The organism is Duganella aceris, assembly GCF_011090165.1.
Lineage (GTDB): Bacteria > Pseudomonadota > Gammaproteobacteria > Burkholderiales > Burkholderiaceae_D > Rugamonas > Rugamonas aceris.
On the sequence record NZ_JAADJT010000017.1, the window covers coordinates 1 to 26,264 of the forward strand.

Genomic DNA, 26,264 nt, shown 5'->3' on the forward strand with positions numbered 1-26,264 from the left:
TTGGCCATGAGAGCAGTGGGTTGGGTTTTGGGTTTGGTCGCACAAACACAATAACTCTTCCTTACTGCTCTCTTGCGTTTACAACAGGTTCATCCCGCTAATCCGCGATGAACCAAAAAAAAGGCGCGTTACCGAGAGGTACGCGCCGTTTTCTTTGGGGCTCGCCGATATCAGGCGGCCATCAGTTCGCGCAGTTCGCGAATGCTGAAGTCGCTGATTTCGTGCATGCGGATCAGGATGGTCGCGCCGATCGGCAGCGTGTTGTGACGGATTTTGCTGATGACCGGCGGCGCCACTTCCAGCGCGCGCGACAGGGCCGCGTCGTTTTTCAATTGCAGCTTTTCGATGATGGCGTCGAGCACGCGGTTCGGATTGTAGGTGGGCGACGCGGTGATTTCTTTGATAGACATGATGTTTAAGTAGGTTCGTGGCCGTCTTTTGCGAAAAAACGACACATGGGTAAGAAAAATTTTTAGCTCAATTACCAGTGAAGCACTACAAAACACAGACATTTATGCCGGTTTTTAGTGCTTAGTCGAGATAATACACGTTAACGTTAACGAACGGCTAACTCATCCGACGTTTCTGTGAGATTTTGATAGATTTTACCCCTATTTCTTGTGCTAGTAAGATATTTCTTGCAAAAAAAGGTACGAAATTTTGTAAAGTTCAGTTTGGACGGCTGATGCCGGCGGCAAGGAAACACCATTCAACCGCCAGCAAAGTGGCGAGTTGGGCGATCGTGCCTGGGAGGAGCAAGGTGGAGGTGGAGAGATCGATATCGGCGTCGCAGCGGTCCGGCTGCTCACCGCCGTGGCGGCAGGCGAACTCGCGCTGGCGCCGCTGCATATGGGCGCGCACCTGCTCTTTGGTAGGCTGCAAAGTGGCTGGCATGCGCGGGCTCCTCGGTGGGGATGGCTAACAATATCGTATCGTTCAACGACTTGCTTGATATAGATCATGCAAGTCATCTTACAAGTCTGACACAGATCGCCGACGCCAGGCTTACACCAGTTTCATTTTTAGCATCTTTACAAAGCTTTACGCCGTCAGCGCCTGTAGCGTATCGGCAACGGTCGCATACCGCAGGCGCACGTCCAGCTCCCGCTTGATGCGGCCGTTGCTCAGGCGCCGCGATTCCGACATGAACGACAGCAAGGCCGGCGTCACCACCTGTTGTAATTCCGCACGCGGCAGGCGCGGCGGACGCGGCAAGCGGAAAGCGTCGGCGACCGCGTCGAAATACTGCGCCATTTTCATGTCGCTGTCGTCGACCGCGTGGTAGACCCGGTTCGGCAGCGCGCGGAACAGCGCCCGCGCGATGATAGTGGCCAGGTCGTCGGCGTGGATATGGTTGGTGTAGACGTCGTCGGCCTCGATCAGTGCCGGGGTGCCCAGCTGCAAGCGCTTCAGCGGCAGCCGGTCGGCGCCGTAAATGCCGGGCACGCGCAGGATCGCCAGGTCCGATTGCGCCCGCCGCGCCCAGCGCCGCAGCACCCGTTCCGCGTCGACCCGGCGCAGCGCGCGGGCGTTGCGCGGCGCCACCGGCCGGCTCTCGTCGAACAGCGCGCCGCCGCAATCGCCATACACGCCGGTGGTGCTGACATAAACCATGCGGCCATGCTCAGGTAAAATGGCGGTCAGATTGCGTGTGCGGCGGTCCAGGAGCCCATCGGCGGGCGGCGGCGCCAGGTGCACCACCGCCTGCGCCAGCCCGCACAGGCGGCGCAACGTGGCGGGCTGGTCCAGGTCGGCCACGATCGGCACGGCGCCCAGCGCGCGCAATTCGGCCTGGCGCGACGGCTGGCTGGTGGTGGCGAACACGCGGAAATGCGGCGTGAGCAGCGGCAACAGCCGCATGCCGACATCGCCGCAGCCGACGATCAGCACGCGCGGCCTGTTGAATTTGTGATTGAGGTTTTTCATTCAAGGATTGTATGACGTTTCAAATTACTGTACAGCCTAGCGGCCACCAATTCAGCTGCGAGGAAGACGAAACCGTACTGGCGGCGGCCATGCGCGCCGGCGTCGGCCTGCCCTATGGTTGCAAGAACGGCGCCTGCAGCTCCTGCCGCGGCAAGGTGGTCTCCGGTTCCGTGACGCACAAGCCGCACCAGGAACGCGCGCTGAGCAAGGAAGATGAAGCCAAGGGTTATTCGCTGTTCTGCTGCGCCATCGCGCATGAAGACCTGGTGATCGAGGCGCGCGAAGTGGCCGGCAGCGACGACTATCCTATCCGCAAAATGCCGTCGCGCGTCGCGACGCTGGAAAAGGTCGCGCCGGACGTGGTGGTCATGACCTTGCAGCTACCGGCCAACGAGACGCTGAAATTCCGCGCCGGCCAGTACATCGAATTCATGCTGCGCGACGGCAAGCGCCGCAGCTACAGCCTGGCTTCGCCGCCGGACCAGGACCAGCCGCTGGCGCTGCACATCCGCCATATGCCGGGCGGCCTGTTCACCGACCAGGTGTTCTCCACCATGAAGGAGCGCGACATCCTGCGCTTCGAAGGCCCGATGGGCACCTTCTTCGTGCGCGAGGACAGCGACAAGCCGATGGTGCTGCTGGCCTCCGGCACCGGCTTCGCGCCGATCAAGGCCATCGTCGAGCACCTGCGCGCGCAGAACTCGACCCGCCCGATGACGCTGTACTGGGGCGGCCGCCGCCCGCAGGACTTGTACATGGACGCGCTGTGCCGCCAGTGGGAAGCGATCCTGCCGAACTTCACCTATGTGCCGGTGATCTCGGCCGCGCTGCCGGAAGAAAACTGGCGCGGCCGCACCGGCTTCGTCCACGCCGCCGTCATGGCCGACCTGCCGGACCTGTCCGGCCACCAGGTCTACGCCTGCGGCGCGCCGCTGATGGTGGAATCGGCCAAGCGCGATTTCGCCGCGCTGTGCGGTTTGCCGGAAGACGAGTTCTTCGCCGACGCCTTCACCACAGAAGCCGACATCAACAAGTAATTCCATCCACCGGGAGCGGACGGGGATGCGGAGTCCCAGGCGCCGCTCCCTCCGAAAGCCCCAATGTCCGACAGCATCTCCAGCAACGGTTTCAGCGTCCTGCGCCACCGCAACTTCACTCTCTACCTCACCGCCCGCACCCTCGCCACCCTGGCGGTGCAAATGCAAAACGTCGCGATCGGCTGGCAAGTCTATTCGATGACGCACAATCTGTTCGACCTGGGCCTGATCGGCCTGGCGCAATTCGCGCCCTTCCTGCTGCTGATCCTGATCGCCGGCCACGCCGCCGACCGCTACGACCGCCGCAACCTGATCGCGCTGGCGCTCGGCGCGCAGCTGCTGTGCGGGCTGATGCTGCTCGGCTTCACCTACACCGGACTGACGGCGGTGTGGCCGGTGTTCGCGGTGCTGGTGGTGTACGGCAGCGCGCGCGCCTTCATGGGACCGGCCACGCAGGCGATCCTGGTCAACCTGGTGCCGCAGGAAAGCTTCAGCAAGGCCGTGGCGCTGAGTTCGTCCAGCTTCCACGTCGCCGTGATCCTCGGACCGACGCTGGGCGGCCTGTTCTACCTGGCCGGACCGAAAACCGTGTATATGATTTCCACCGCGCTGCTGGTGTCCGCCGTGGTGCTGATGTGCCTGGTCAAGTCGGTCAAGCAGGCCAGCGCCAGCGGCCCGGCCTCGTGGCACACGGTGCTTGAGGGCTTGCGCTTCGTCTGGTCCAAGCCGGTGGTGCTGGGCGCCATCTCGCTCGATCTGTTCGCCGTGCTGTTCGGCGGCGCCACCGCGCTGCTGCCGGCGCTGGCGCACGATGTGCTGCACATCGGCCCGAGCGGCCTCGGCATGCTGCGCACCGCGCCCGGCGCCGGCGCCGCCCTGTGCTCGATCGCGCTGGCCTTCTTCCCGATCACGCGCCGGGTCGGACTGTGGATGCTGGGCGGCGTGGCGGTGTTCGGCGTCGGCACGCTGGTGCTCGGGTCGACCTCGACCTTCCTGGTGGCGCTGGTGGCCCTGTTCCTGATGGGCGCCGGCGACATGATCAGCGTCTACGTGCGCCACCTGCTGGTGCAGTACGAAACCCCGGACGAAATCCGCGGCCGCGTCAGCGCGGTCAACTCGGTGTTCATCGGCGCCTCCAACGAGCTGGGCGAATTCGAGTCCGGCATCACCGCCGGCTGGATGGGCCTGACGCGCGCGGTGCTGTTCGGCGGCGCCGCGACGCTGGCGGTAACGGGCGCGTGGGCGCTGCTGTTTCCTGTATTGTCGCGCATGGACCGCTTCCCGCACGACCCGAAAAAAGATACCTGATGAAATTACCGCTGCCCGGCATCCTGCACAGCCGCCCCCACCTCAGCGTCGCCGTCGTGCTCGGCGCGCTGGCCTGGCCTTTGCTGCCCGGCGAGTGGCCGTGGCTGGCGCGCCTGCTGACGGCGTGGGATGTGACGGTGTGGACCTATCTGGTGACGATGGCGGTGATGATGCTGCGCGCCGACCACCACGACATCCGCCGCGCCGCCCGCAAGCAGGACGAACGCGGCCCGGTGATCCTGGCCACCTTGTCGCTGGCGGTGATGATCAGCCTGGTCGCCATCGTGTCGCAACTGTCGCAGGGCGGCGCGAAGAGCCACTACGCCTTCGTGGTGCTGACGCTGACCGGTTCCTGGTTCATGCTCGGCACGATGTTCTGCTCGCACTACGCCCACCTGTACTACGAAAACGAGACCGCCGAACCGCCGCTGGACTTCCCCGACCGCAGCCTGCAGCCTAATTACTGGGACTTCCTGTATTTCTCGTTCACCATCTCGGTCGCGTTGCAGACCTCCGACGTGGCGGTGCGCAGCCGCAGCCTGCGCAAGGTGGTGCTGGGGCAGTCGGTGCTGTGCTTCTTCTACAACCTGGCCATCCTCGGTTTATCGATCAATATTGCCGCGTCGCTCATCAATGGTTAGGTACTTAACGAGAACCTAAGGCGAAAAGGAGTAATATTGTTTCGCAGTTCAACAAAAGAGGAGCAAGCGTATGCAAATCAATATCAATGCCGACAAAACCATCGATCGCCATGCAAGTCTCGACCAACATGTGCAATCCGTCGTGAGCAATGCCCTCCACCGCTTCGGTGAACAGATCACCAGCGTCGAAGTCCACCTGAGCGACAACCTGGGCCAGAAATCGGCCGACGGCGACAACCGCTGCCTGATGGAAGCCCGCGTCACCGGCTACAAACCGATCGCCGTCAGCGATCACGCCGCCACGCTGCATCAAGCCATCGGCGGTTCCGCCGACAAACTGAAACGCGCCATCGACAGCGCGCTGGGACGCCTGCACGACAAGGACAAGCGTCACGCCAACGACGACGTGCCGGTCGTAGCCGACGAAGAAGAGTAAGGCACAGGAGCGGGAGCTAGCGTCCAGCCAGCTCCCGCAAATACGCCAGCCCACGCACCGAGCGGCTGCCGTACCACGACAGCATCTCCCCGTCGACCAGCAGCACCGGCTTGCCGATCTGCTTTTCCAGCGCATCCGCGTGCGCCTCGGTGAAACGATACGGTTCGCTCGACAGCAGCACGCCATCGACGCCGGCGATCAATTCCGACGACCACGAAAATGGCGGGTAACGCACCTCGCCCAGATCCGGCACGCTCCAACCGATTTCCTCCAGCATGCGGGCAATATAAGTGTCGCGCGAAATCGTCATCCACGGATCCTGCCAGATGCAGTACAACATGGTCTGCGGCGGCCCCTTGGGCGCGGCTTGCAGCAACGCGTATTCCGCCTCGAAGGCCGCGCACCAGTCGGCCGCCTGCCGTTCGCGGCAGAACACGCCGCCCATCAGGCGCGCCAGCTCCAGATTGTCGCGCGGCCGGATCGGATGCGTGACCACGATGTTGGGGATGAATTCGGCCAGCAGATCGGCGGTCGGCTTTTCGTTCTCGTCGATATTCACCACCAGATGCGTCGGCGCCAGCTTGCGGATCTTGTCGATGTTCACATCCTTGGTGCCGCCGACCTTGGGAATCGCCGCCACCGTGTCGGCCGGATGGATGCAGAAGCCGGTGCGGCCGACGATCTGTCCTGCCAGGCCGAGGTCGCACAACAATTCGGTGATCGACGGCACCAGCGAAACGATGCGCGCCTGCGGATCGGCCGCATGCTCGGTGCCCAGCGCGTCGGTGTAAGCCATGGGATGTTCTCTTGGTTGCGGAGCCGGTATTGAAGCATCCGCCGATACATAGCGCAACAAGAAGCTGTGGGAAATTTACACACCTTGTCCCGGACAATGCGTGGCCGGCAAGCTTCGTTTCGGCTATGATAAAAAGAAAGAACTATTAATTGCTTTTTGGCACGCGGAAGACCACCTTGAAACAGATCAGCACTTTCGGCTCGTCGAGCTACCGGATCAGCGACTTGCAACTGCTGCGCAACTCGGATGACGACGCCGCCATCGCCAAGCTGCTGGCGAATTGTCCCGTGATGCGGCTGAAGGCCGACGAGGCGGTGACCGAATCGAACCGCGCCCACCTGTACATCGTGCTGCGCGGCGCGCTGTCGGTCGCCACCGACACCCGCACCGGCATGGCCGACGGCACCGTCAGCAAGATCCTGCCGGGCGAAAGCATCGGCGAGCAATCGGTGCTGGACGAGGAAGCCAATCTGTCGAGCATCACCGCGCTGGATGACAGCGAACTGCTGGTGATCGAGGCCGACCTGGTATGGAAACTGATCGATGAATCCAACGCGCTGGCGCGCAACCTGCTGCGGCTGCTGTCCTTCCGCATCCGCGCCGCCAACGCGCAACTGCGGCGGCGCCAGAAGCTGGGCGAGTTCTACCGTCAGTTGTCGATGATCGACGGCCTGACCGGGCTGTACAACCGCGCCTGGCTCAACGACCTGCTGCCGACCATGGTCAGCACCGCGCACGGCTCGAACGCGCCGCTGGCGCTGATCATGATCGATCTCGACCACTTCAAGCGATTCAACGACTCGCACGGCCACCTGGCCGGCGACCAGGCGCTGCGCACGGCGGCGCAGGTGCTGAGCGGCGCCTTGCGGCCCACCGATTTCGCGGTGCGTTACGGCGGCGAGGAAATGATGGTGCTGTTGCCGGATACCAGCGACAAGGTCGCGGTGGCGGTGGCCGAGCGCCTGTGCGAGCGCATGCAGCAGGCCACGGTGTTCGGCGACATGCGCTTGCCGCTGCCGCACATCACCGCCTCGTTCGGGGTCGCGACCTTGCAGCCGCAGCAGAATGAGCAGGATCTGATCGCCGTCGCCGACGCGGCGCTCTATCGCGCCAAGGAAGAGGGCCGCAACCGCGTGGCCAGCCAGTAGCCGCGTCAGGCGGCCGTGTCGGCCGTCTCCGCCGCCTCGGCCGGCTTCGGCTGGTGCGCGGCGATAAAGTCGGCATAGCCCTGCTTTACCAGGTCGTAGGTCTTGTCGATGTTGCTGGATATGTCGCCGTTGAGCACTTTCAGGCTGTCGAGCACCTGGCGCGCCTCCTTGAAGCCCTTGTCCACGCCCTTCTGCAGCGTCTCGACGAACTTGTTGAGCACCTCGCCCTCGTCCTCGCCCGGATGCTGGCGTTTGAACGCATCGTAAAATCCGGTCGACAGCGCTACAATGCGGCTCGCGGTGCCTTCCGGCGTATTGTCCTGCGACGCGGCGTTCTGGATGGCATTGTCGCCGTAATCACCCTTGAGCTCTTCATTAATGCCGGTCAGCGCGGTCTTCAGCACCAGCGACAGCGGTTCGTTGGAGGAATTCAACGATACCGTCAAGGAAGCCTGGATGATGGCCGCGTTGAATTGCGACTTGGCTTTGACCAAGGGGGACACCGTGCTATCGTCCTTGGGCTGGACCGGTGCGGCCGACCCTGTAGTGCTCGATGTAACCGATACGGGAGTAGCCATGATGTGCTCCTGTGGAATGTATCTATGAATTATCGGCAGGTTTACGAATAACTGTAGCACCCTTGACGACTCCCCTATGACAACACAGACTTTTCTCTGGCACGACTACGAAACTTTCGGCGCCCAGGCGCGCCGCGATCGCCCGGCGCAATTCGCCGCGATCCGCACCGACGCCGATCTGAACGAGATCGGCGATCCGATCATGGTTTATTGCAAACCTGCTAATGATTTCCTGCCCGATCCGCAATCCTGCCTGATCACCGGCATTACCCCTCAGCAATGCCTGGAATGGGGCGTGCCGGAGCACAAATTCGCAAACAGCATCGAGCAAGCGTTCTCCAAGCCGGGCACGATCGGCGTCGGTTACAACACCATCCGCTTCGACGACGAGATCACCCGCTTCATGTTCTGGCGCAACCTGATCGACCCGTACGCGCGCGAATGGCAAAACCAGTGCGGCCGCTGGGATCTGCTGGACGTGGTGCGCATGACCTACGCGCTGCGCCCGGAAGGGATCGAATGGCCGGTCAAGCCGGACGGCAAGCCGAGCTTCCGGCTGGAAGACCTGGCCAAGGCCAACGGCCTGCTGCACGAAGCGGCGCACGACGCGCTGTCCGACGTACGCGCCACCATCGCGCTGGCGCGGCTGATCAAGCAAAAGCAGCCGAAGCTGTTCGACTTCTGTTTCGCGCTGCACAAGAAGGATCGCGTGGCCGACGAGATCGGCATGCACCTGGCGCCCAACCTGCGGGCGCCGTTCCTGCATGTATCCGGCATGTTCCCGGCCGAGCGCGGCTGCATCGCGCTGGTGTGGCCGCTGGCGACGCATCCGACCAACAAGAACGAAGTCATCGTCTGGGATTGCACCTACGATCCGAGCGAGCTGTTCACGCTGGACGCGGACACCATCCGCACCCGCATCTTCAGCCGGTCCGACGCGCTACCCGAAGGCATGACCCGACTGCCGGTCAAGAGCGTGCACCTGAACAAGTCGCCGATGCTGGTGTCCAACCTGAAGACGCTGTCGCCGGCGATGGCCGCCAAGTGGGGCATCGACCTGGAGCAGGCCAAGGCCCACGCCGCGCTGGCCGCCGCCGGCCGCAACATGGATATCGTGTGGGAGCAGGTGTTCCACCGCCCGGCCGGCGCCGAGCTGGATGTCGACGAGGATTTGTACAACGGCTTCGTCGGCAAGGAAGACCGGCGCCTGCTGGAATCGCTGCGCAAGGAGACGCCGGCCAAGCTGGCAACGGCATCGCCATCGTTCGACGATCCGCGCCTGCTGGAACTGCTGTTCCGCTACCGCGCGCGCAATTTCCCGGAGACGCTGAACGAAGGCGAGCTGGAACATTGGGAGCAGCACCGCGCGGCGCGCTTCTACGAAGGCGCCGGCGGCGCGCGCAGCATCGACCAGTTCTTCGGCGAGATCGACCATCTGCAACAGGATGCCGACGAACGCGCCGAACAGATCCTGGCCGAACTGTACGAGTATGTGGAACTAATCGCCCCCGCGCACTAAAACCCGCACTGCGGCCGAAGGGGGTCGGACCCTTCGGGTCCGACCCCGGCATCCGGGCTGCGGGGTAACACTCAATCAGGCGCGATGGGCGTTGATGGCGTCGCGGGTTTCCTCGGCGACGCGGCGCGCGGCGCTGGCGAAGTCCTCACCCGCCTGCGGCGTCGCGTACAAAATCGCGCGCGACGAGTTGATCATCATGCCGCTGCCCGCCGCCGTCCTGCCCGACTTGACGGTGGCCGCGATATCGCCGCCCTGCGCGCCGATGCCAGGCACCAGCAGCGGCATGTCGCCGACGATGGCGCGCACCTGCGCCAGCTCCTCCGGGAAGGTCGCCCCGACCACCAGCGCGCACTGGCCGTTGCCGTTCCACTTCTCCGCCACCAGCCGCGCCACATGCTGATACAGCGGCTTGCCGTCGACATTCAGGAACTGCAGATCCGAACCGCCCGCGTTCGAAGTGCGGCACAACACGATGATGCCGCGATCGCTCCACTCCATGTACGGCTCCACCGAATCCGAGCCCATGTACGGGCTGACGGTCACCGCGTCGGCGCCGTAGCGGTCGTAGGCTTCGCGCGCGTACTGGCGCGCGGTGGCGCCGATGTCGCCGCGCTTGGCGTCCAGGATCAGCGGAATGTGCGGATAGTGCTCGCGCGCATAGGCGCAGATTTGTTCCAGCTGGCCTTCCGCGCCGAGCGCGGCGAAGTAGGCGATCTGCGGCTTGAACGCGCACGCCAGGTCGGCGGTCGCGTCGATGATCTCGCGGCAGAAATGGTAAATGCCTTGCGGGTCGCTCTGGAACCGGGCCGGCAGCTTGGCCATGTCCGGGTCCAGGCCCACGCACAGCAGGGAGTCGTTGGCCGTCCATGCGGCGGATAATTTGTTGATGAAAGTCACGACGCACCCTTAAAGAATAATGCAAACCCTCTATTGTAACGCGCCCGCCATGGGCTGTTAAAATTTGTCCTCTCTCCTCAGAAAGCAGATTCCTATGAAATTATCCCAAAAAGTCGCGATCGTGACCGGCGCCACCCAAGGCATAGGCTTGGCCTGCGCCCAACGCCTGATCGCCGAGGGCGCCAAGGTGATGCTGGTCGACATCAAGCCGGAAGGCGCCGACGCCGCCGCCGCGCTGGGCGGGCAGGCGCGCTTCTTCACCGCCGACGTCAGCCAGAAGGCCGACGTCGACGCGCTGGTCGCGGCCACCGTCAAGGAATTCGGCCGCATCGACATCCTGATCAACAACGCCGGCGTCACCCACGCCGCCAACTTCCTCGACGTCTGCGAAGAGGATTTCGACCGCGTCATGCGCATCAACCTGAAGTCGATGTTCCTGTGCGGCCAGGCCGTGGCGCGCGAGATGGTCAAGCAGCAAAGCGGCTGCATCATCAACATGTCCAGCGTCAACGCCGAGCTGGCGATCCCGAACCAGGTGCCGTATGTGGTGTCGAAGGGCGCGATCAACCAGCTGACCAAGGTGATGTCGCTGAACCTGGTCGAGCACGGCATCCGCGTCAACGGCATCGGTCCCGGCACCATCCTGACCGAGCTGGCGAAGAAGGCCGTGATGTCCAGCCCGGAATCGCGCCACACCATTTTGTCGCGCACGCCGATGGGCCGCTGCGGCGAGCCGGAGGAAGTCGCCTCGATCGCCGCCTTCCTCGCCAGCGACGACGCCAGCTACATGACCGGCCAGACGCTGTACGTCGACGGCGGCCGACTGGCGCTGAACTACACGGTGCCGGTCAAATAACCGGCCTTTCGGGAGAGTTATGCGCCTGTCTGATGTCTGGTATCTGAAAGAACAATTAGACACATATCTTGCCGCACCGCATAATGCACCTGTCTCCACTATTCTCCTCCAAGAAAATAGTTTTAAGCCCGCTTTCACCAGCGGGCTTTTTTTTGTGCATTTTTTTGGCGACTGTCATCACGTCGTCATATTCGTTCCGCATACTGGTTACATCTTGAGTACATGCAACCGATAGGCATGACGCAAGAAAGGTGCGCCGGGATCCTGGCGCACCACTCCCCAATTTTTGCGGTGCGTGGTATTGTCTGGCGCATGATCAAACAACTGCTGCTCACCTCATCCCATTCCCGCCTGCGCTACTGGACCGCCATCGTGCTGTACCTGATGATTCTGGTACTCGGCTCGATTCCCGGCGCGCGCCAGGATATCGGCAACGTCGCCTCCGGCGTCATCCTGCATTCCTTGGCCTATGCCGGCCTGACCTTCCTGCTGTTCACCGGCGGCAAGGGCAGCCCGTCGCAGCGCGCCGGCAAGGCGGTGCTGACGATCGCCCTGATGGGCGCGCTGGACGAAGTGGTGCAGAGCTTCTTCCCGTATCGCCACGGCGCGGTGTCCGACTGGCTGGTCGACTGCAACGCGGCGCTGCTGACCGCCGGCTTCATGTGGGCCCTGTGGAACCGCTACCGCATCCAGCCGTCAAACTGACGCCGCCCGCCGCCATCTGCGCGGCGCCGCCGGTGGCCAACTCCACGTCGCTGCGCAGCCGCCGCAGCTGCTCGGCCTGAGCCGTGCGCACCAGACCATGCAGCGCATGAAACAGCAAATGCCTGCAGCGCGGGTCCGCCGCCTCGCCGCAGGATGAATTGATTAACTCTTCGATAATCATGTCTGTATCGCGCGTCAACATATTCCTGTCCTATAAAGTGATACCGAACAATTATTGCGTGTGAGTAGCATGCTTCAATTGATATATGTCAATCGCGTTTGCGACCCCGGGAACAAATCGGGATCGCGCCTGTCAGAATGAAATCGCTGGCATTTCTTTTATAACTGACTGGAGATAAAACATGAATACCAATAAACATTGGGCGGCAGCACTGTGCGTGGTCGCTCTGGCGGGTTGCGCCAAGGATTGGATGGGCGGGGACAAAAGCAGCGACTCGTCGCCGGGCAGCAGCGCCGGCGCCAGCACCAGCAGCACGATGTCGCCGGCCGCCAGCAGCCCGCCGCCCACCAGCGGCGGCAGCGAGCAGGCATCGGCCGGCGTGGTGCAGGCGATCGACCAGTTGCAGCGGCAGGATGTCGGGGTCGGCGTGGTCGGGGCGGCGGCGGTCGGCGGCGGCACCGGCATGCCGACCGACAAGGTCTACCGCGTCACCATCCGCACCGACGACGGCGCCAACCAGATGGTGGTGGTGGATTCGATGCCGAGCTATAAGGTCGGCGACCGTGTCCGTTACATGAACGGCACGGTGATGGCGTATTAATACAGCTGCTCGACCTGGTAGCCGCGCCGCTTGAGCAACTCCGGCAAGCCGTCGGCGCCCACCAGGTGCAGCAGGCCGACGCCGACGAAGGCCACCTGGTCCTGCTGCATGATGCGTTCGATGTTGGCCGCCATCTCGGGGTTGCGCTTGCCCAGCAACACGCGGTTCATGAAGCCGGCGGAAATGCTGTCGCCGCTGGTGGCGGCCTGCCAGGCGGCGTGGATGCCGGGCTGGTCGGCGACGCTCCAGGCATCGATCAGCGCCTGCGAGCGTTTCAGCGAATCGCCGTCGGCCAGGTCGGCCAGGTTTTCCAGCAGATATTGTTCCTGCTGGCGCTCGTCCAGGCTATCGAACAAGCTCAGCTGATAATCGGCGCTTTCCAGCTCGCGCACGGTCTTCTCCTGTTTTTGCGCGGCGGCCAGCAACGCGTACTCCACCGCCTGGCTGCGCTGGAAGCCGTGCAGGTCCAGCTCGGCGCCCATCAGCAGATTGGCGATCAGCCACGGCTTGTATTGCTGCACCGACGCCAGCGAGATGCCGGCGCGCGCCAGCGCCTGCGCGGTTTTCTGCATCGCGGCCGGGCTCAGGTGGTTCTGGATGGTGTCGCCGTCCGCATAGCGGCCGTGGCGCGCCAGCGCCACCTGGAAGGCCGCGTTCTCACGGATGTCCAGCTCGATCACCAGCGCTTTGGAATCGAGCAACGCGCGCGACACCACCGGATCCAGCGGATAGACGCCGTCGCGGCCGACGTGGATGGTGCCGAACAAATAGCTGGTCTTGCCGTCGTGCGTGACGCGGTACAGCTGGCCGCGATGCTGGGTCGCCCCCTCGTTGACGCCGGCGGCAAAGACGGCCTGGCAGCAGCTGATCAACAAGGCAAACAATATGGCAAGTTTCGAAGGCATGCGAAATCCCGACGATGGCGGCGAATGCCATCGGATTAATATTAATAATGGAATATGGAGTGGATGAAGCTGGTTGCTCATCCGTTTCCAATAGTAAATCAGGATAACGCGGCGGGAAAACTATTTTTGAATATCGGCCGGAATGGCGGCGAAATAAACACAGTTAAGTAGCAGGTGGATAATAAAAATACTGACGAAATATAAATATATTATCGACTTAACACGGTTATTTTAAGCGGGTTTGATAAGAGGCGATGATCCGGGCCAGTTCGCCGTCCTTGACCACGCCGGAAATCGCCTTGTTCACCTCGGCGAGACCGACCTGGCCGCGCGGCGAGACGGCGCACTGCGCCATATAGGTCTTGACCACCAGCGGCGGATGCAGCGACAGTTTCTCGCCGACCTTCAGATAATAATCCAGCGTGCTTTGCTGGGTTATCGCATGATGCAAGCGACCGGCCGCCATCTTGCGCAGATTGCCGGACGAGGAATGGCCGTCGTCGCGGATAAATCCCGCACCCATCGCCTGCTCCAACTCGGGATAGTAATAACCCAGCACCGTCGCCACCGGCTGGCCGCTGAGGTCCTTGAGCCGGCGCGGCTGCGGCACCGAGGTATCGCTGACCACCACCTCGGTCATCGGAAAGAAGCCCCGGCTCCATTGCGTCGCGCCCGGCAGCCAGGGCGGAAGGTACAGGCAGATCAGGTCGGCCTGGCCGGACTCCAGCGCCAGCGCGATGCGCTTGCGCGGCAGCGGCAGGAAGGTCGCCCCGCGTCCCAGCTTGCCGGCCAGCGCCACGCCCAGGTCCTGGTGCATGCCGGCGACCAGCCGGCCGTCGCGGAACAGCGCCATCGGCATCTCGGTGCCGGTGTCGACCAACACCACCAGCGGCGCCGGCTTCTGCGCGGCCGCGGCCGATCCCAGGCCCAAGGCCAGCATGCCCACAAGCAGGCCCCTGCCAGCGCGTATCGTCCAATCTGTGTATGCTTCTCTCACCATATGGAAAGATTATACCCACACCCTCTCCATGGGCTTCATTGATTAACGTTTGAGCGGCCTGATATACCACCCATGATTCCATTTTCCATACTCGACCTCTCCCCGATCGCCGAAGGCAGCAACGCTTCCGCCTCGTTCCGCCACACGCTCGACCTGGCACAGCACGGTGAACGCTGGGGCTACCAGCGCTACTGGCTGGCCGAACACCACGGCATGCCCGGCATCGCCAGCGCGGCCACCGCCGTGGTGATGGCGCACGTGGCCGGCGGCACCTCGACCATCCGCGTCGGCGCCGGCGGCATCATGCTGCCGAACCACGCGCCGCTGGTGATCGCCGAACAGTTCGGCACGCTCGAAGCGCTGTACCCTGGCCGCATCGACCTCGGCCTCGGCCGCGCCCCCGGCTCCGACCAGACCACCGCGCGCGCGCTGCGCCGCACGCTGGAAACCGACGCCGACGCCTTCCCGCAGGACGTGCTGGAATTGCAGGACTATATGTCCGACGCGCCGCGCCAGCGCGTGCTGGCCGTGCCCGGCAAGGGCGCCAAGGTGCCGCTGTGGATCCTCGGCTCCAGCACCTTCGGCGCGCAGCTGGCCGCGCACCTGGGGCTGCCGTTCGCCTTCGCCTCGCATTTCGCGCCGCAGATGATGCAGCAGGCGATCTCGATTTATCGCAGCAACTTCCAACCGTCGGCGCAGCTGGACAAGCCGCACGTCATGCTCGGCTTCAACGTCTTCGCCGCCGACACCGATGAAGAAGCGCGCTTCCGCGCCACCTCGATGCAGCAAGCCTTCGTCAACCTGCGCACCGGCAAGCCGTCGCAGCTGCCGCCGCCGAAGGCCGGCTACCTGGAATCGCTGCCGCCGCCGGAGCGCGCGATGCTGGACTCGGTGCTGTCGTGCACCGCGATGGGCTCGCCGGAAACGGTGCAGCGCCAGCTGCAGGAATTCATCACCCGCACCGGCGCCGACGAACTGATGATCACCTCGCAGATCTTCGAGCACGCGCAGCGGCTGCGTTCATACGAAATCACCGCCGACGTGCGGCAATCGCTGACCCGCGCGCAAGCGGGGCTGTAGACAAAAACGGCGACGACCAGCAGCAATTCGCAGGGACCGGTAGAATTGCCGCCTGCAAATTGAAGGAGTCGCCGTGAGCCCGTCCCACGCCCAGCAAGATATCTCCCCCGGCATGGTGTGGCTGTTCGCTGTCGCGACCGGGCTGATCGTCGCCAACCTATACTACGCCCAGACGCTGATCGGCCCGATCAGCCGCGCCACCGGACTCGATCCGGGCGCGGCCGGGCTGATCGTCACGCTGACGCAAATCGGCTACTGCCTCGGCCTGTTGTTCATCGTACCGCTGGGCGACCTGGTGGAAAACCGCCGCCTGATCTTCATCGCGCTGCTGACCACCGCGACGGCGCTGTTGGCCGCGTCCGCCACGAGCAGCGCCCACCTGTTTTTGTTCGCCTGCTTCTGCGTCGGCCTCGGCTCGGTCGCGGCGCAGATCGTGGTGCCGTTCGCCGCGCACATGTCGCGGCCGGAAACGCGCGGCCAGACGGTCGGCAAGGTGATGAGCGGCCTGCTGATGGGCATCATGCTGGCGCGGCCGGTATCGAGCCTGATCGCCGACGCCTTCGGCTGGCACGCGATCTTCGTCATCTCGGCGGCCGGCACCATCGCGCTGGCCTTCCTGCTGCGGGCGAAGCTGCCGCAGCGCCAGCCGGACTCCGGGCTGCACTACTTCGCGCTGCTGGGATCGATGTGGCAGCTGCTGAAGACCACCCCGGTGCTGCGCCGCCGCGCCGCCTACCAGGCCTGCATGTTCGGCGCGTTCAGCCTGTTCTGGACCTGCGTCTCGCTGGAACTGACCGGACCGAATTTCAAGCTCAGCCAATCCGGCGTCGCGATCTTCGCGCTGGTGGGCGTGGCGGGCGCGATCGCCTCGCCGATCGCCGGCCGCCGCGCCGACCAGGGCAAGAGCCGCTCGACCACCCTCGTCGCGCTGACGCTGGGCGTGCTGGCGTTCGCCATGCCGCTGCTGGTGCACGCCACGCAGCTGGTCAACCTCGGCGTGCTGGTCGCCACCTCGATCGTGTTGGACATGGGCGTCTCCGCCAACCTGGTGACCGGGCAGCGGGCGATCTTCGCCCTGCCGCCGGAAATCCGCAGCCGGCTGAACGGGCTGTACATGGCCCTGTTCTTCATGGGAGGCGCCTTGGGATCGTCGCTGGGCGGCTGGATGTTCGCCGCGCACGGCTGGACCGGCGTGCTGTGGACCGGCCTCGCCTTCCCGCTGACCGCGCTGTGCGTATTCGCCACCGAACCGGGCAAATGATCAATCCAGCCTGATGCTGACCGGCGCATCGCGATCGACGGCGAGCCAGCCGTCGACGTATTTCAATTCGGCCACCTGGATGGCGCTGCGCCGGTTGTCCGGCCGGCCCGGATGGACGAAATAGAACAAGAAGGCGCGGTCGCCGATGACGACCACCTCCGGATGATGGCCGCCGTTCTGGTCGTCGACGCCGGTGCCGGGCACGGCCAGCAAGCTCGCCGGCTGACGCGACCAGGTCAGCGCATCGTCGGAGCGGAAGGCGCCGAGGCCGGCGTTGCCCAGCAGATCGGTCAGCAACCAATAATGGCCCTGCCAGCGGAAAGCCAGCGGCGCCTCGCCCCGGTCGCGCGGCAGATGGGCCGAGCCCTGATCGGTCCAGTGGTACAGGTCCGGGCTGTCGGCAAAGAAGATGGTCTTGCCGCTGCGCTCATCGTTGTACCACATGCGCCAGCCGCCGCCGGGCAAGCGCAGCAGCGCCGGATCGATCACCTTGTCGCTGGCCAGCGCCAGCGTGCTTTGATACGTCCACTGTTTCAGATCGGCGCTGGTCAGGTGCACGATGGAACGCGGATGCGCCCAATCGGTGAACACGCCCGGCACCACCGTCACGAACATATGAAACGTCCCGCCGTCGGCGATCACGGCCGGCGCCCAGAAGGTGGGCGTCCCGGCGGTGTTCGGCACCTCGGGCGGAAACGCCACCACGCCGCGATACGACCAATGCGCGCCGTCGGCCGATTCGGCGATGGCGATCGGCGTGCCGTGGACCCAGGTCACGCCGTCGAGCCCGTCGACATTGGCGCGCCGGTTGGTATAGAACATCAGCCACTTCTTATCCGCCGGGCTGTAGATGATGGAAGGATCGGCCGCGCCGTCATACACCGGATCGCGGTAGAGCGGCTTGGGAGCGACCACATCCGCCAGCGCGGACGCCGCCAGCAGCAACGAAAAAAGGAGGGAGAGATAGCGCATATCGAAAATATACGCCACCTGCTCCCCCCCAATTGTTCATCCGCGTGACTGTTTACTCCGGGGTCAGAGCTAAAAACTGGACACGGGCTCTACCGTAGCGGCCGCTACGGTAGAGCCCGTGTCCAGTTTTTAGCTCTGACCCCGGAGTTGGTTTAGTTGCGCGGGGTGGCGAAGGCGTCGCCTTTTTTCCACTCCGGCAGCTTGGCGCCGTTGGCGATCAGGCGGCCCAGGTTCAGCGTGTATTGCGCCGTCTGCACCATGCCCGACAAGTCCCAGCTCGGGTCGTATTCGTCGCTGACCTGGTGGTAGCGCTTGCCGTAGGCCTGGGCCTTGGCTTTCGCCCCTTCCGCATCCTTGACGTAGTCGCGGCCCGATTCGATCGAGAACGCCGGCACGCCGTTCTTGGCGAAGTTAAAGTGGTCGCTGCGGAAGTAGCCGCCCGCCAGATCCGGCTTGGCCACGGCGATCCGCATCCCCATCGCCGCCGCCGCCGTCTCGGCCAGCTTGCCCAGCTCGGTGCGCTCGCTGCCTTCGGTGCCGATGTCGCGCGTGGCGCCGACGAAGTTCAGGCTGTCCAGGTTGAGGTTGGCGGCGGTCTTCGCCAACGGCCACAACGGCGACGAGGCGTAGGCGGCGCTGCCCAGCAGCCCCTGCTCCTCGGCCGCCACCCACAGGAACATCTGGCTGCGCTTGGCCGGCGCGCGCCGCGCTTCCTGCGCCATCGCCAGCAAGGCGGCGGAGCCGGAGGCGTTGTCGACCGCGCCGTTGAAGATGATGTCGGCCTTGGCCTCGCCCTCGCCTTCCTGGCCCTGCTTGCCCAGATGGTCCCAGTGCGCGCTGTAGATGACGACTTCGTCCTTCAGCTTGGCGTCGGTGCCCGGCACCACGGCGGCGACGTTGAATTGCTCGACCTTGCGCACGGCGGCCTTCATGTCGCCGCTCACCCTGGCGGCCAGCGCGACCGGCTTGAAATCCTTGCTCTCGGCGGCGCCGCGCAGCGCGTCCAGGTCCTGGCCGGCGGCCTTGAACAAGGCGTGCGCGGCGTCGTCGGTGATCCACCCTTGCAGCGCGGTGCCCAGCGTGCCGGCGGCGAGCTGGAAGCGCTCCACGCCCGACCAGCTGTTCTGGATCACGCTCCAGCCGTACGATGCGCTCGGCGTGGTGTGGATCAACAGCACGCCGGCGGCGCCCTGGCGCTTGGCTTCTTCAAACTTGTAGGTCCAGCGGCCGTAGTAGGTCAGGCCCTTGCCGTTGAAGCGGTTCGGCTGGTCGGCGGTCGGCTGCGGGTCGTTGACCATCATCACCAGGATCTTGCCCTTGAGGTCGACGCCCTTGTAGTCGTTCCATTGCTGGTCCGGCGCGACGATGCCGTAGCCGACGAACACCAGCCCGGCGTTGAAGCTGTGCGCGGCGGTGGCGTCGCCCGGCGCGAACACCCAGTCCTTGCCGAAGCCGATGTCCAGCGGCTTGCCGCCCGCTTCCAGCGTCAGCGTGCTCTCGGCGGCCTGCGTCTTGACGCCGGCGATCCGCACCGATTGACGATAGCTGTCGCCGTTGCCCGGCTTCAGGCCCAGCGCCAGCGCCTGGCTCTCCAGATAGGCGACGGCCAGGTCGGCGCCGCGCTGGCCGGTGCCGCGTCCTTCCAGCAGGTCGCTGGACAAGAAGGCGAGGTGGGCGCGCAGCGGCGCTTCCTGTACGGCGGTCTTGCCGGCATCCGCTTGGGCGGCCGGGAATGCCAGCGCGAGGCTGATGGCCAAGGCGGAGGCGACCAGGGAGGGGGTCATTTTTTGCATGATGTCCTGAGGGCGTTTGATGGTGGTGGCGGTCGTGTTTTGCCGCGCGCACATTGTATGCGATTTGCCCCGGCGCGCTAAAATGATGGGATGACTGACAGCACTCCCTACATCGGCCGCTTCGCGCCCTCGCCCACCGGCCCGCTGCACATCGGCTCGCTGGTGGCGGCGATGGCCAGCTATCTCGACGCCAAGGCGCACCACGGCCTCTGGCTGGTGCGCATCGAGGACGTCGACGGCGACCGCAACGTGGCCGGCGCCGATGACCATATCCTGGCCTCGCTGCGCCGCTGCGGCATGCGCTGGGACGGCGACGTCACCTGGCAAAGCCGCCGCAGCGCGCTGTATGAACAAGCCTTGCTGCGCCTGGGCGAGCTGGTCTATCCCTGCGGCTGCTCGCGCAAGGAGATCGCCGATTCACAACTGCACCTGACCGGCAAGCAGGCGCAGGCGCTGATCTATCCCGGCACCTGCCGCCACGGCCTGGCGCCCGGCAAGATCGCGCGCGCGCTGCGGCTGAAGGTGCCGCGGGTGCCGCACTGCGTCGTCGCCTTTGACGACCGCTGGGCCGGCCACGTCGGCCAGGACTTGACCGACGAGGTCGGCGACTTCGTCGTCAAGCGCGCCGACGGTTTCTGGGCCTACCAGCTGGCGGTGGTGGTCGACGACGGCGCGCAGGGCGTCACCGACATCGTGCGCGGCGCCGACCTGCTCGATTCCACGCCACGCCAGTTGTACCTGCAACAGCTGCTCGGCCTGCCGACGCCGTCCTATCTGCACGTGCCGGTGGTGCTGAACGAATCGGGCGAGAAACTGTCCAAACAAACCGGCGCCACCGCGTTCGACCACGGCGCCGAACCGCGACAGCTGCTGCGCGACGCCCTGCTGCCGGCGGCCCGCTTCCTCGGTCTGGATGTGCAGGCGGAAAGCATCGCCGATTTCTGGCGCGCGGCGACGCCGGCCTGGGCGCGCTTGATACAACGGCCTTGATGGCGTGCGCTGCGCCCATCCGCTTTTCTTTACACTGACGACATGGAAGTCGAACTCAAACTCTTGCTTGCGCCGGCGGACAACGACCAGCTGCTGCGCCATCCGCTGATCGCGGCGCACGCCGGCGCGCCGGTCCGCACGCGCCAGCTCACCGCGCGTTATTTCGATACGCCGGACCTGCATCTGCTGCACCACGGCGCCGGCCTGCGGGTGCGCAAGGTCGATGGCGAGTGGATCCAGACCATGAAGGCCGGCGGCAGCGTGCAAAGCGGTCTGCACAGCCGCAACGAATGGGAAGGCCCGGTGGATCGTCCGTGGCCGCGCCTGGGCCGGCTGCGCAAGCTGATCGGCGACGCGCCGCGATGGCTGGACCTGCTCGCCGCGCCGGAACTGAAGCAGCGTCTCGAACCCTTGTTCGTGGTCGACGTGCAGCGCCACAGCTGGGATCTGGAGGTCGACGGCAACAAGATCGAGCTGGTGCTCGACCACGGCCACATCGAACGCCACGGCCACCGCGCGCCGCTCAACGAGATCGAACTGGAACTGAAGGACGGCAATCCGGCCAGCCTGTTCGCCTTCGCGTTGCAGCTGCACGAGCAGATTCCCCTGCGTCTCAGCAACATCAACAAGGCCGAGCGCGGCTACATGCTGGTGCGCCAGACCGGCACCGTGCCGTATCGCGCCAAGGCGCTGGAGCTGCCCGCCGACGCCACGCTGGCCGAGACCCTGCCGGCGGTGCTGGGCAACTGCCTGCAACAAATCCAGCGCAATGAAAACGCCGTCATCGACGGCGACGATGCGGAAACGCTGCACCAGATGCGGGTCGGCGTGCGCCGCCTGCGGTCGGCGCTGAAGCTGTTCGAGTCAGTCGCGCCCTGCCCGCCGGCGCTGCTGGAGGACGTCGGCTGGCTGGGCGCGGAACTGGGCGCGGCGCGCGATTGGGATGTGCTGCTGACGTCGACGCTGGCGCGGGTGCAGGTCAGTCCCGGCGGCAAGACCGGCCTGATGGACTTGCAGGCGCTGGCGCTGGCCGCCGCGCAGGCCAAGCGGCGCGAAGCGGCGCAGGCCTTGCTGTCGCCGCGCTATACGCATCTGATGCTGGCGCTGGGATCGTGGATGTTGCAGGCGGCGCCGGGCCTGCAAGGCTCGGCCGCCAAATTTTCAAGGCAAACCATGCAGGACCTGCACAAGTCGCTGCTGAAGCGCGCCGGCCGCATGGACGACAGCGATCCGGCCGGCGTGCACCGCACCCGCATCGCGGCCAAGCGGGCGCGCTATGCGCTGGAATTCTTTCATTCGCTCTACCGCAGCAACGGCGCGCGCGCGTATCTGAAAACGCTGGCCGCCACGCAGGAGCAACTGGGGCGGCACAACGATCTGGTGGTGGCCGACAAGCTGCTGCGCGAGCTGGCGCAACAGCATCCGCAGGCGGAAGGCGCGATCCACTTCGCGCGCGGCTATCTGCTGGCGCAGCAGGCCACGCAGTCCACCGACCTGGCGGCGATCCGCAACGAGCTGCATGCGCAGCGCTTGCCGCACAAGGCGCGGCCGGCCTGATTATCGAATCGGCGGAGGCGGCGGCACCGGCGCCGGGGCGATCGGCTCGCGCAACGGCCGGGTGAAGGTTTCGCGCGGCGGCACGGCCGGCATCTGAAGCGACGCGCCCGGCGGCGCGGCCGACGCGGGCTGCGAGGTCACGCTCCAGGTCAGCGTGCCGACGCATTTGGCCTGCTGCACCGCCTGCAAGGCGTGATCCGCCTCGACGCTGGCTTGCGCATAGGCCTTGCGGCCGGCGACCTTGAAATGCAGCGCCGGGTCGGAGGAGCTGGCGGTCTTGGACAGCGTCGGCAGGAAACCGCGCTCGCTCAATATCTTGCGGCAGGCCTCGATGCCGGTCAATTCGGTCGATTCGAGTTCGATGCTGAAGATCCAGCTCTCGACGTAACCGCGCGCGGCGCGCCCGGGCTCCGGCAGCATCAGGTCCGACGGCAAGGTGGCGGCGCCGGCGGCGCCGGCCAGCAGCGCTCCGCCCAGCAGCAGCGTGCGCGCGATTCGATGAAGCATGGGTATTCCTTAAAATCCGGTGATGCCCCTATAGTATCAGGCCATCAGCATCGGATACAGCGTCGCGACCAGCAGCAGCGCCATGACCACGTTGAAGATACGCACCGAGCGCGGATTCTGCAGCACGCGCCGCATCGCCACGCCGAACAGCGCCCAGGCGCCGACGCAGAAAATCCCGATCACGCCGAACACCCCGCACAGCTGCGCCACGTCGATCACATGGAAGCCCTGCGGCAGATAGGTGGTCAGCGCGCTGAGCGACATCACCCACGCCTTCGGATTAATCCACTGGAAGGCGGCCGCGCCGAAAAAGCCCATCGGCTTGGACAGACCGGCCTGCTCCGCGCTCATCGGCGAGGCGTGGGCCAGCTTCCACGCCAGCCATAAGAGGTAGATCGCGCCGACATATTTGAGGATCACCTGCAACAGCGGGAACTGTTCGAACACCGCATGCAAGCCCATTCCCGTGGCGAAAATCATGAACGAGAAGCCGCAGACGATGCCGAACAAATGCGGCAGCGAGCGCACGAAGCCGTAATTCAGGCCGGAGGCCAGGATCATGGTGTTGTTCGGGCCGGGCGTGATGGTGGTGACGGCGGCGAAGGCACACAAGGGAAGCAGCAGATCGGGCGACATGGATTTATCCGGTGGGGACTCGAATATCCATTGTAGGAGCAAGTGTGCGAAAGTGTACCAGTACAGTTATCAAAACACTTTGTACAGGTGTATTGGTCAAATCACCGTTACTGCTTTTTGCGCTGGCGGCCCAGCAGCTTGTAGAAACCCTCCAGTTCGCGCCGCACCAGGTCCTGGCCGTTGTCGATGACGAAGTCCTGGAACGCCGCCGCCACTTTCGGGATCGGCTGGCCGCTCAGGTGCATGATGTGCCAGTCCGCCTCCACCGGATTTTCCTGCATCGGCAGGATCGCCAGCAGGCCGGCCTCGAATTCCAGGCCGCAGGCGTGCACCGATAAAAAGCCCAGCCCCAGCCCGGCCGACACCATGCGCTTGATCGCCTCGTTGCTCGATACCTCGGAGCCGAATTGCGCCGGATGGCCCGCCTCGCGCAGCAGCTTTTCCACCGCCGTGCGCGTGCCCGAGCCGCGCTCGCGCACCAGCAGGTTGGCCGCCATCACATCGTTGAGCGTGATCTTTTTCTTCTTCATCAGCGGATGCGCGGGACTGGCGACGAAGGCCATCGGATGGCGCGCGAATCTGGCGGCGTTGGTGCGCAGCTCGCGCGGCGGCGTGCCCATGATCGCCAGGTCGATCTCGTGCCGCGCCAGCATGCTGACGATCTCGGCGCGGTTGCCCACCTGCAGCTTGAGCCGCACGTCCGGCCGCTCGATCGTGAACGGCACCAGCAACGGCGGCAGCAAGTGTTCCGCCGTGGTGACCGCGCCGATGCGCAAGGTGCCGCTGGTGACGCCCTGCAGCGCCGCCAGCTCGTCGCCGGCCTGCTCCCACAGCCGCAGGATGCGCTCGGAGAATTCCACCATCACCTCGCCGGCCGCCGTCAGCTGGATGTTACGGCCGACCTTGCGCGTCAGCGCGATGCCGGCAAGTTCCTCCAGCGTGCGGATTTGCAGCGAGACGGCGGGCTGGGTCAGATGCATGGCGTCGGCTGCGCGCGAAATGCTCTCGTGGCGCGCGACCAGCACCAGCGATTGCAGCTGGCGGAAACTGGCGGGATACATAAGGGTTCCTTATCGATTATCGAATATCTTTAATTTTTCTTTTGTTCATTCTACCTCTATATTCATAATTATCTGACATCGTTTAAGCGAGACCGATATGAGCATCGACGTGATCTTCCTGGGCCTGGACGGCGTATTGTTCGATACCGAGGCGCTGCACCTGGCGGCCTGCAACGCGGCGTTCGCCAACGCCGGGCTGTCGCTGCGCTGGTCCCTGCCGGCGCTGCGCGCCGCCGCCCACACTCACGGCTACGCCCGCGCCATCGGCGCCGCCATCGCCTGCGAGCCGCTGGCGCGCGACAAGCGGCGCGTGGCCGAACTGTTCGCCGACAAGCACCGCCAGTTCCACCAGGCGATCCTGGCCAGGCCGCCGCAGGCGCTGCCCGCCGCGCTGGCCCTGATCGACGACGCGCTCGACGCCGGCTGCAAGATCTGCGTGCTGACCGACATGCCGGCGCCGGCCGCCTCGGCGCTGCTGGAGCGCTGCTTCGGCGCGGACGTCAACAGCCTGTTCGCCGTGGTCACCGGCGGCGCCAACTTCGACGGCCCGGCGGGCACCGGCCCGTATGCGCGCGCGCTCAACGCGATGGGCGTGTCGCCCGGCGACGCCATCGCCATCGACACCGCCGTGCCGGGCCTGCGCGCCGCCGGGCAAGCCGGTTTGTGGTCGGTCTCGGTCGCGCCCTACGGCGCCGACGTGGTGCGGCCGCGCCAGTTCATCACCTTCGATGCGCTGCGCGACCTGCGCGCCAGCCCGTACACGCCGGACCAGCGCGGCGCCAGGGAACTGGCGGCCTGACATGGAAACCATCGTCATCGCGGGCGGCGGCGCCGGCGGCCTCGAACTCGCCACCCGGCTCGGCGACACCCTCGGCTACGCCGGCCTTGCCCGCATCGTGCTGCTGGACCGCTGGCCCGGCCACTTCTGGAAGCCGCTGCTGCACACGGTCGCCGCCGGACGATGCGATGCGCGGGCGGATGCGCTGTCTTTCGCGGCGCAGGCGGCGGAGCATGACTTCGAATTCCTGCGCGGCGAGCTGCTGTGCGTGGACCGCGCGCGCCGCACCATCACGCTCTCGCCGGCCGACGGCGGCGACGGCGCGTGCCGCGTGGTCGGCTACGACAAGCTGGTGCTGGCGCTCGGCGCCGTGTCGCATTTCCACGGCGTGCCCGGCGCCGCCGAGCATGCGCTGACGCTGGACGACGTGAGCGGCGCCGAGACCTTCCGCCGGCGCCTGATCGCCGCCTGCGTCCACGCCGCCGAACATGCGGCGCCGGCGAGGCTGCTGATCGTCGGCGGCGGCGCCACCGGCGTCGAACTGGCGGCGGCGCTGGGCCAGGGCGCCGGTGCGATCGCCGAGCTGCGCATCACGGTCATCGAGCGCGGCCCGCGCCTGCTGCCGCAGCTGCACCCGCAACAGTCGGCAAGCGCGGCGCGGCATCTGCGCGCGCTCGGCGTCGCGGTGCTGACCTCCACCGCGGTCGCCGGCGTGAGCGCGGACGTGGTGTTCGACGACGCCGGCCATGCGCACCGCGCCGACCTGACCTTGTGGACCGCCGGCGTGGCGGCGCCGCCGCTGTGCGCCACGCTGGGCTTGGCCGTCAACCAGCTGAACCAGCTGGTGGTCGATGCCGGCCTGTGCTCCGTCAGCGACGCCGGCATCTACGCATTCGGCGATTGCGCCAGCCATGTCTGTCCGGTCCAGGGCGCGGCGCCGCCGCGCGCGCAGGTCGCGCACCAGCAGGCGATGTTCCTGGCCGACCTGTTGGCCGGCCGGCGCCAAGGCGCCACGCCGCCGGGCTTCCGCTACCACGACCACGGCACGCTGGTTTCGCTGGGAGCGCAGGCCTCGTAGAGCGTTATAATGAAGAC

General features: G+C 65.3%; 29 protein-coding genes. 15 read left to right on the plus strand and 14 right to left on the minus strand.

What is annotated here, in order from left to right:
• Window positions 1–170: 170 nt before the first annotated feature.
• The 3 genes from GW587_RS27915 to GW587_RS27925 all read right to left on the minus strand — a co-directional run bounded on the left by GW587_RS27915 (window position 171) and on the right by GW587_RS27925 (window position 1,926).
• Entirely contained in the window at window positions 171–410 is a 240-nt protein-coding gene (locus GW587_RS27915; protein WP_008445950.1) for a hypothetical protein, read from the minus strand.
• A gap of 259 nt (window positions 411–669) precedes the next feature.
• Window positions 670–894: a hypothetical protein gene (locus tag GW587_RS27920; protein ID WP_166108181.1), complete on the minus strand. Its 225-nt coding sequence runs from the start codon at window positions 892–894 to the stop codon at window positions 670–672.
• Between the two features lie 147 nt (window positions 895–1,041).
• A complete protein-coding gene (locus tag GW587_RS27925) occupies window positions 1,042–1,926 on the minus strand; it encodes an NAD-dependent epimerase/dehydratase family protein (RefSeq protein WP_166108182.1) in 885 nt (294 codons plus the stop codon).
• Between the two features lie 11 nt (window positions 1,927–1,937).
• On the opposite strand from GW587_RS27925, the gene GW587_RS27930 reads away from it, so the two are divergent.
• The 4 genes from GW587_RS27930 to GW587_RS27945 all read left to right on the plus strand — a co-directional run bounded on the left by GW587_RS27930 (window position 1,938) and on the right by GW587_RS27945 (window position 5,348).
• Window positions 1,938–2,963, plus strand: a complete 1,026-nt coding sequence (locus tag GW587_RS27930; protein ID WP_166108183.1) for a CDP-6-deoxy-delta-3,4-glucoseen reductase — start codon at window positions 1,938–1,940, stop codon at window positions 2,961–2,963.
• A gap of 63 nt (window positions 2,964–3,026) precedes the next feature.
• Complete coding sequence (locus tag GW587_RS27935) at window positions 3,027–4,271, plus strand: MFS transporter (RefSeq protein ID WP_166108184.1); 1,245 nt, start codon at window positions 3,027–3,029, stop codon at window positions 4,269–4,271.
• Window positions 4,271–4,912 carry a DUF1345 domain-containing protein gene (locus GW587_RS27940; protein WP_166108185.1) on the plus strand — a complete coding sequence of 214 codons (642 nt, stop codon included), beginning with the start codon at window positions 4,271–4,273 and terminating at the stop codon, window positions 4,910–4,912. Before GW587_RS27935 ends, GW587_RS27940 begins: the two co-directional genes overlap by 1 nt.
• A 70-nt stretch (window positions 4,913–4,982) precedes the next feature.
• On the plus strand, window positions 4,983–5,348 hold the full coding sequence (locus GW587_RS27945; protein ID WP_166108186.1) for an HPF/RaiA family ribosome-associated protein: 366 nt from the start codon (window positions 4,983–4,985) through the stop codon (window positions 5,346–5,348).
• A 16-nt stretch (window positions 5,349–5,364) separates the two neighbouring features.
• On the opposite strand, the gene GW587_RS27950 is transcribed toward GW587_RS27945, so the two are convergent.
• On the minus strand, window positions 5,365–6,144 hold the full coding sequence (locus GW587_RS27950) for a helical backbone metal receptor (protein ID WP_166108187.1): 780 nt from the start codon (window positions 6,142–6,144) through the stop codon (window positions 5,365–5,367).
• Window positions 6,145–6,320: 176 nt separating this feature from the next.
• On the opposite strand from GW587_RS27950, the gene GW587_RS27955 reads away from it, so the two are divergent.
• Window positions 6,321–7,292 (plus strand): GGDEF domain-containing protein, encoded by a 972-nt coding sequence (locus GW587_RS27955; RefSeq protein ID WP_166108188.1) that lies wholly within the window; start codon window positions 6,321–6,323, stop codon window positions 7,290–7,292.
• A gap of 5 nt (window positions 7,293–7,297) precedes the next feature.
• On the opposite strand, the gene GW587_RS27960 is transcribed toward GW587_RS27955, so the two are convergent.
• The gene (locus GW587_RS27960; protein WP_166108189.1) at window positions 7,298–7,870 is read right to left on the minus strand and encodes a DUF5610 domain-containing protein; all 573 of its coding nucleotides are present in this window, start codon (window positions 7,868–7,870) and stop codon (window positions 7,298–7,300) included.
• Window positions 7,871–7,946: 76 nt separating this feature from the next.
• Between GW587_RS27960 and sbcB the strand changes: the two genes are divergently transcribed.
• Complete coding sequence (gene sbcB, locus GW587_RS27965; protein WP_166108190.1) at window positions 7,947–9,389, plus strand: exodeoxyribonuclease I; 1,443 nt, start codon at window positions 7,947–7,949, stop codon at window positions 9,387–9,389.
• Window positions 9,390–9,464: 75 nt separating this feature from the next.
• Here sbcB and pyrF read toward each other — a convergent pair whose 3' ends face one another.
• Window positions 9,465–10,286, minus strand: coding sequence for an orotidine-5'-phosphate decarboxylase (gene pyrF / locus GW587_RS27970; RefSeq protein ID WP_166108191.1), 822 nt, complete (start codon window positions 10,284–10,286; stop codon window positions 9,465–9,467).
• Between the two features lie 94 nt (window positions 10,287–10,380).
• Here pyrF and GW587_RS27975 point away from each other — a divergent pair, with 94 nt between their 5' ends.
• Together GW587_RS27975 and GW587_RS27980 are read left to right on the plus strand one after the other, a co-directional pair.
• Window positions 10,381–11,142, plus strand: coding sequence for an SDR family NAD(P)-dependent oxidoreductase (locus GW587_RS27975; protein ID WP_166108192.1), 762 nt, complete (start codon window positions 10,381–10,383; stop codon window positions 11,140–11,142).
• A 312-nt stretch (window positions 11,143–11,454) separates the two neighbouring features.
• Window positions 11,455–11,847, plus strand: a complete 393-nt coding sequence (locus GW587_RS27980) for a VanZ family protein (protein WP_166108193.1) — start codon at window positions 11,455–11,457, stop codon at window positions 11,845–11,847.
• Here the strand turns inward: GW587_RS27980 and GW587_RS27985 are convergent.
• Window positions 11,801–12,049, minus strand: coding sequence for a hypothetical protein (locus GW587_RS27985; RefSeq protein WP_166108194.1), 249 nt, complete (start codon window positions 12,047–12,049; stop codon window positions 11,801–11,803). The two genes, GW587_RS27980 and GW587_RS27985, sit on opposite strands and share 47 nt — an antisense overlap.
• 160 nt (window positions 12,050–12,209) lie before the next feature.
• Here GW587_RS27985 and GW587_RS27990 point away from each other — a divergent pair, with 160 nt between their 5' ends.
• On the plus strand, window positions 12,210–12,629 hold the full coding sequence (locus GW587_RS27990) for a hypothetical protein (protein WP_166108195.1): 420 nt from the start codon (window positions 12,210–12,212) through the stop codon (window positions 12,627–12,629).
• On the opposite strand, the gene GW587_RS27995 is transcribed toward GW587_RS27990, so the two are convergent.
• A complete protein-coding gene (locus GW587_RS27995; RefSeq protein ID WP_166108196.1) occupies window positions 12,626–13,534 on the minus strand; it encodes a TraB/GumN family protein in 909 nt (302 codons plus the stop codon). The two genes, GW587_RS27990 and GW587_RS27995, sit on opposite strands and share 4 nt — an antisense overlap.
• 226 nt (window positions 13,535–13,760) lie before the next feature.
• The gene (locus tag GW587_RS28000; RefSeq protein ID WP_166108197.1) at window positions 13,761–14,480 is read right to left on the minus strand and encodes a substrate-binding periplasmic protein; all 720 of its coding nucleotides are present in this window, start codon (window positions 14,478–14,480) and stop codon (window positions 13,761–13,763) included.
• A gap of 126 nt (window positions 14,481–14,606) precedes the next feature.
• Between GW587_RS28000 and GW587_RS28005 the strand changes: the two genes are divergently transcribed.
• Both GW587_RS28005 and GW587_RS28010 read left to right on the plus strand, forming a co-directional pair.
• A complete protein-coding gene (locus GW587_RS28005; RefSeq protein ID WP_166108198.1) occupies window positions 14,607–15,614 on the plus strand; it encodes an LLM class flavin-dependent oxidoreductase in 1,008 nt (335 codons plus the stop codon).
• Between the two features lie 112 nt (window positions 15,615–15,726).
• Window positions 15,727–16,875 carry an MFS transporter gene (locus tag GW587_RS28010; protein ID WP_166108261.1) on the plus strand — a complete coding sequence of 383 codons (1,149 nt, stop codon included), beginning with the start codon at window positions 15,727–15,729 and terminating at the stop codon, window positions 16,873–16,875.
• On the opposite strand, the gene GW587_RS28015 is transcribed toward GW587_RS28010, so the two are convergent.
• Together GW587_RS28015 and GW587_RS28020 are read right to left on the minus strand one after the other, a co-directional pair.
• Window positions 16,876–17,847, minus strand: a complete 972-nt coding sequence (locus tag GW587_RS28015; protein WP_166108199.1) for a family 43 glycosylhydrolase — start codon at window positions 17,845–17,847, stop codon at window positions 16,876–16,878.
• A gap of 152 nt (window positions 17,848–17,999) precedes the next feature.
• Complete coding sequence (locus GW587_RS28020) at window positions 18,000–19,640, minus strand: M28 family peptidase (RefSeq protein WP_166108200.1); 1,641 nt, start codon at window positions 19,638–19,640, stop codon at window positions 18,000–18,002.
• Window positions 19,641–19,730: 90 nt separating this feature from the next.
• Here GW587_RS28020 and gluQRS point away from each other — a divergent pair, with 90 nt between their 5' ends.
• Together gluQRS and GW587_RS28030 are read left to right on the plus strand one after the other, a co-directional pair.
• Window positions 19,731–20,630, plus strand: coding sequence for a tRNA glutamyl-Q(34) synthetase GluQRS (gluQRS, locus tag GW587_RS28025; RefSeq protein ID WP_166108201.1), 900 nt, complete (start codon window positions 19,731–19,733; stop codon window positions 20,628–20,630).
• Between the two features lie 42 nt (window positions 20,631–20,672).
• Window positions 20,673–22,187, plus strand: a complete 1,515-nt coding sequence (locus GW587_RS28030) for a CYTH and CHAD domain-containing protein (protein ID WP_166108202.1) — start codon at window positions 20,673–20,675, stop codon at window positions 22,185–22,187.
• On the opposite strand, the gene GW587_RS28035 is transcribed toward GW587_RS28030, so the two are convergent.
• From GW587_RS28035 to GW587_RS28045, 3 genes are all read right to left on the minus strand, one after another.
• A complete protein-coding gene (locus tag GW587_RS28035) occupies window positions 22,188–22,694 on the minus strand; it encodes a hypothetical protein (RefSeq protein WP_207393674.1) in 507 nt (168 codons plus the stop codon).
• Window positions 22,695–22,730: 36 nt separating this feature from the next.
• Entirely contained in the window at window positions 22,731–23,330 is a 600-nt protein-coding gene (locus GW587_RS28040; RefSeq protein ID WP_166108203.1) for a LysE family translocator, read from the minus strand.
• 107 nt (window positions 23,331–23,437) lie between these two features.
• Window positions 23,438–24,391, minus strand: coding sequence for a LysR family transcriptional regulator (locus GW587_RS28045; protein WP_166108204.1), 954 nt, complete (start codon window positions 24,389–24,391; stop codon window positions 23,438–23,440).
• A gap of 97 nt (window positions 24,392–24,488) precedes the next feature.
• Here GW587_RS28045 and GW587_RS28050 point away from each other — a divergent pair, with 97 nt between their 5' ends.
• Window positions 24,489–25,190, plus strand: coding sequence for an HAD family hydrolase (locus GW587_RS28050; RefSeq protein WP_166108205.1), 702 nt, complete (start codon window positions 24,489–24,491; stop codon window positions 25,188–25,190).
• A 1-nt stretch (window position 25,191) separates the two neighbouring features.
• Window positions 25,192–26,247, plus strand: a complete 1,056-nt coding sequence (locus GW587_RS28055; RefSeq protein ID WP_166108206.1) for an NAD(P)/FAD-dependent oxidoreductase — start codon at window positions 25,192–25,194, stop codon at window positions 26,245–26,247.
• The last annotated feature ends 17 nt before the right edge of the window (window positions 26,248–26,264 follow it).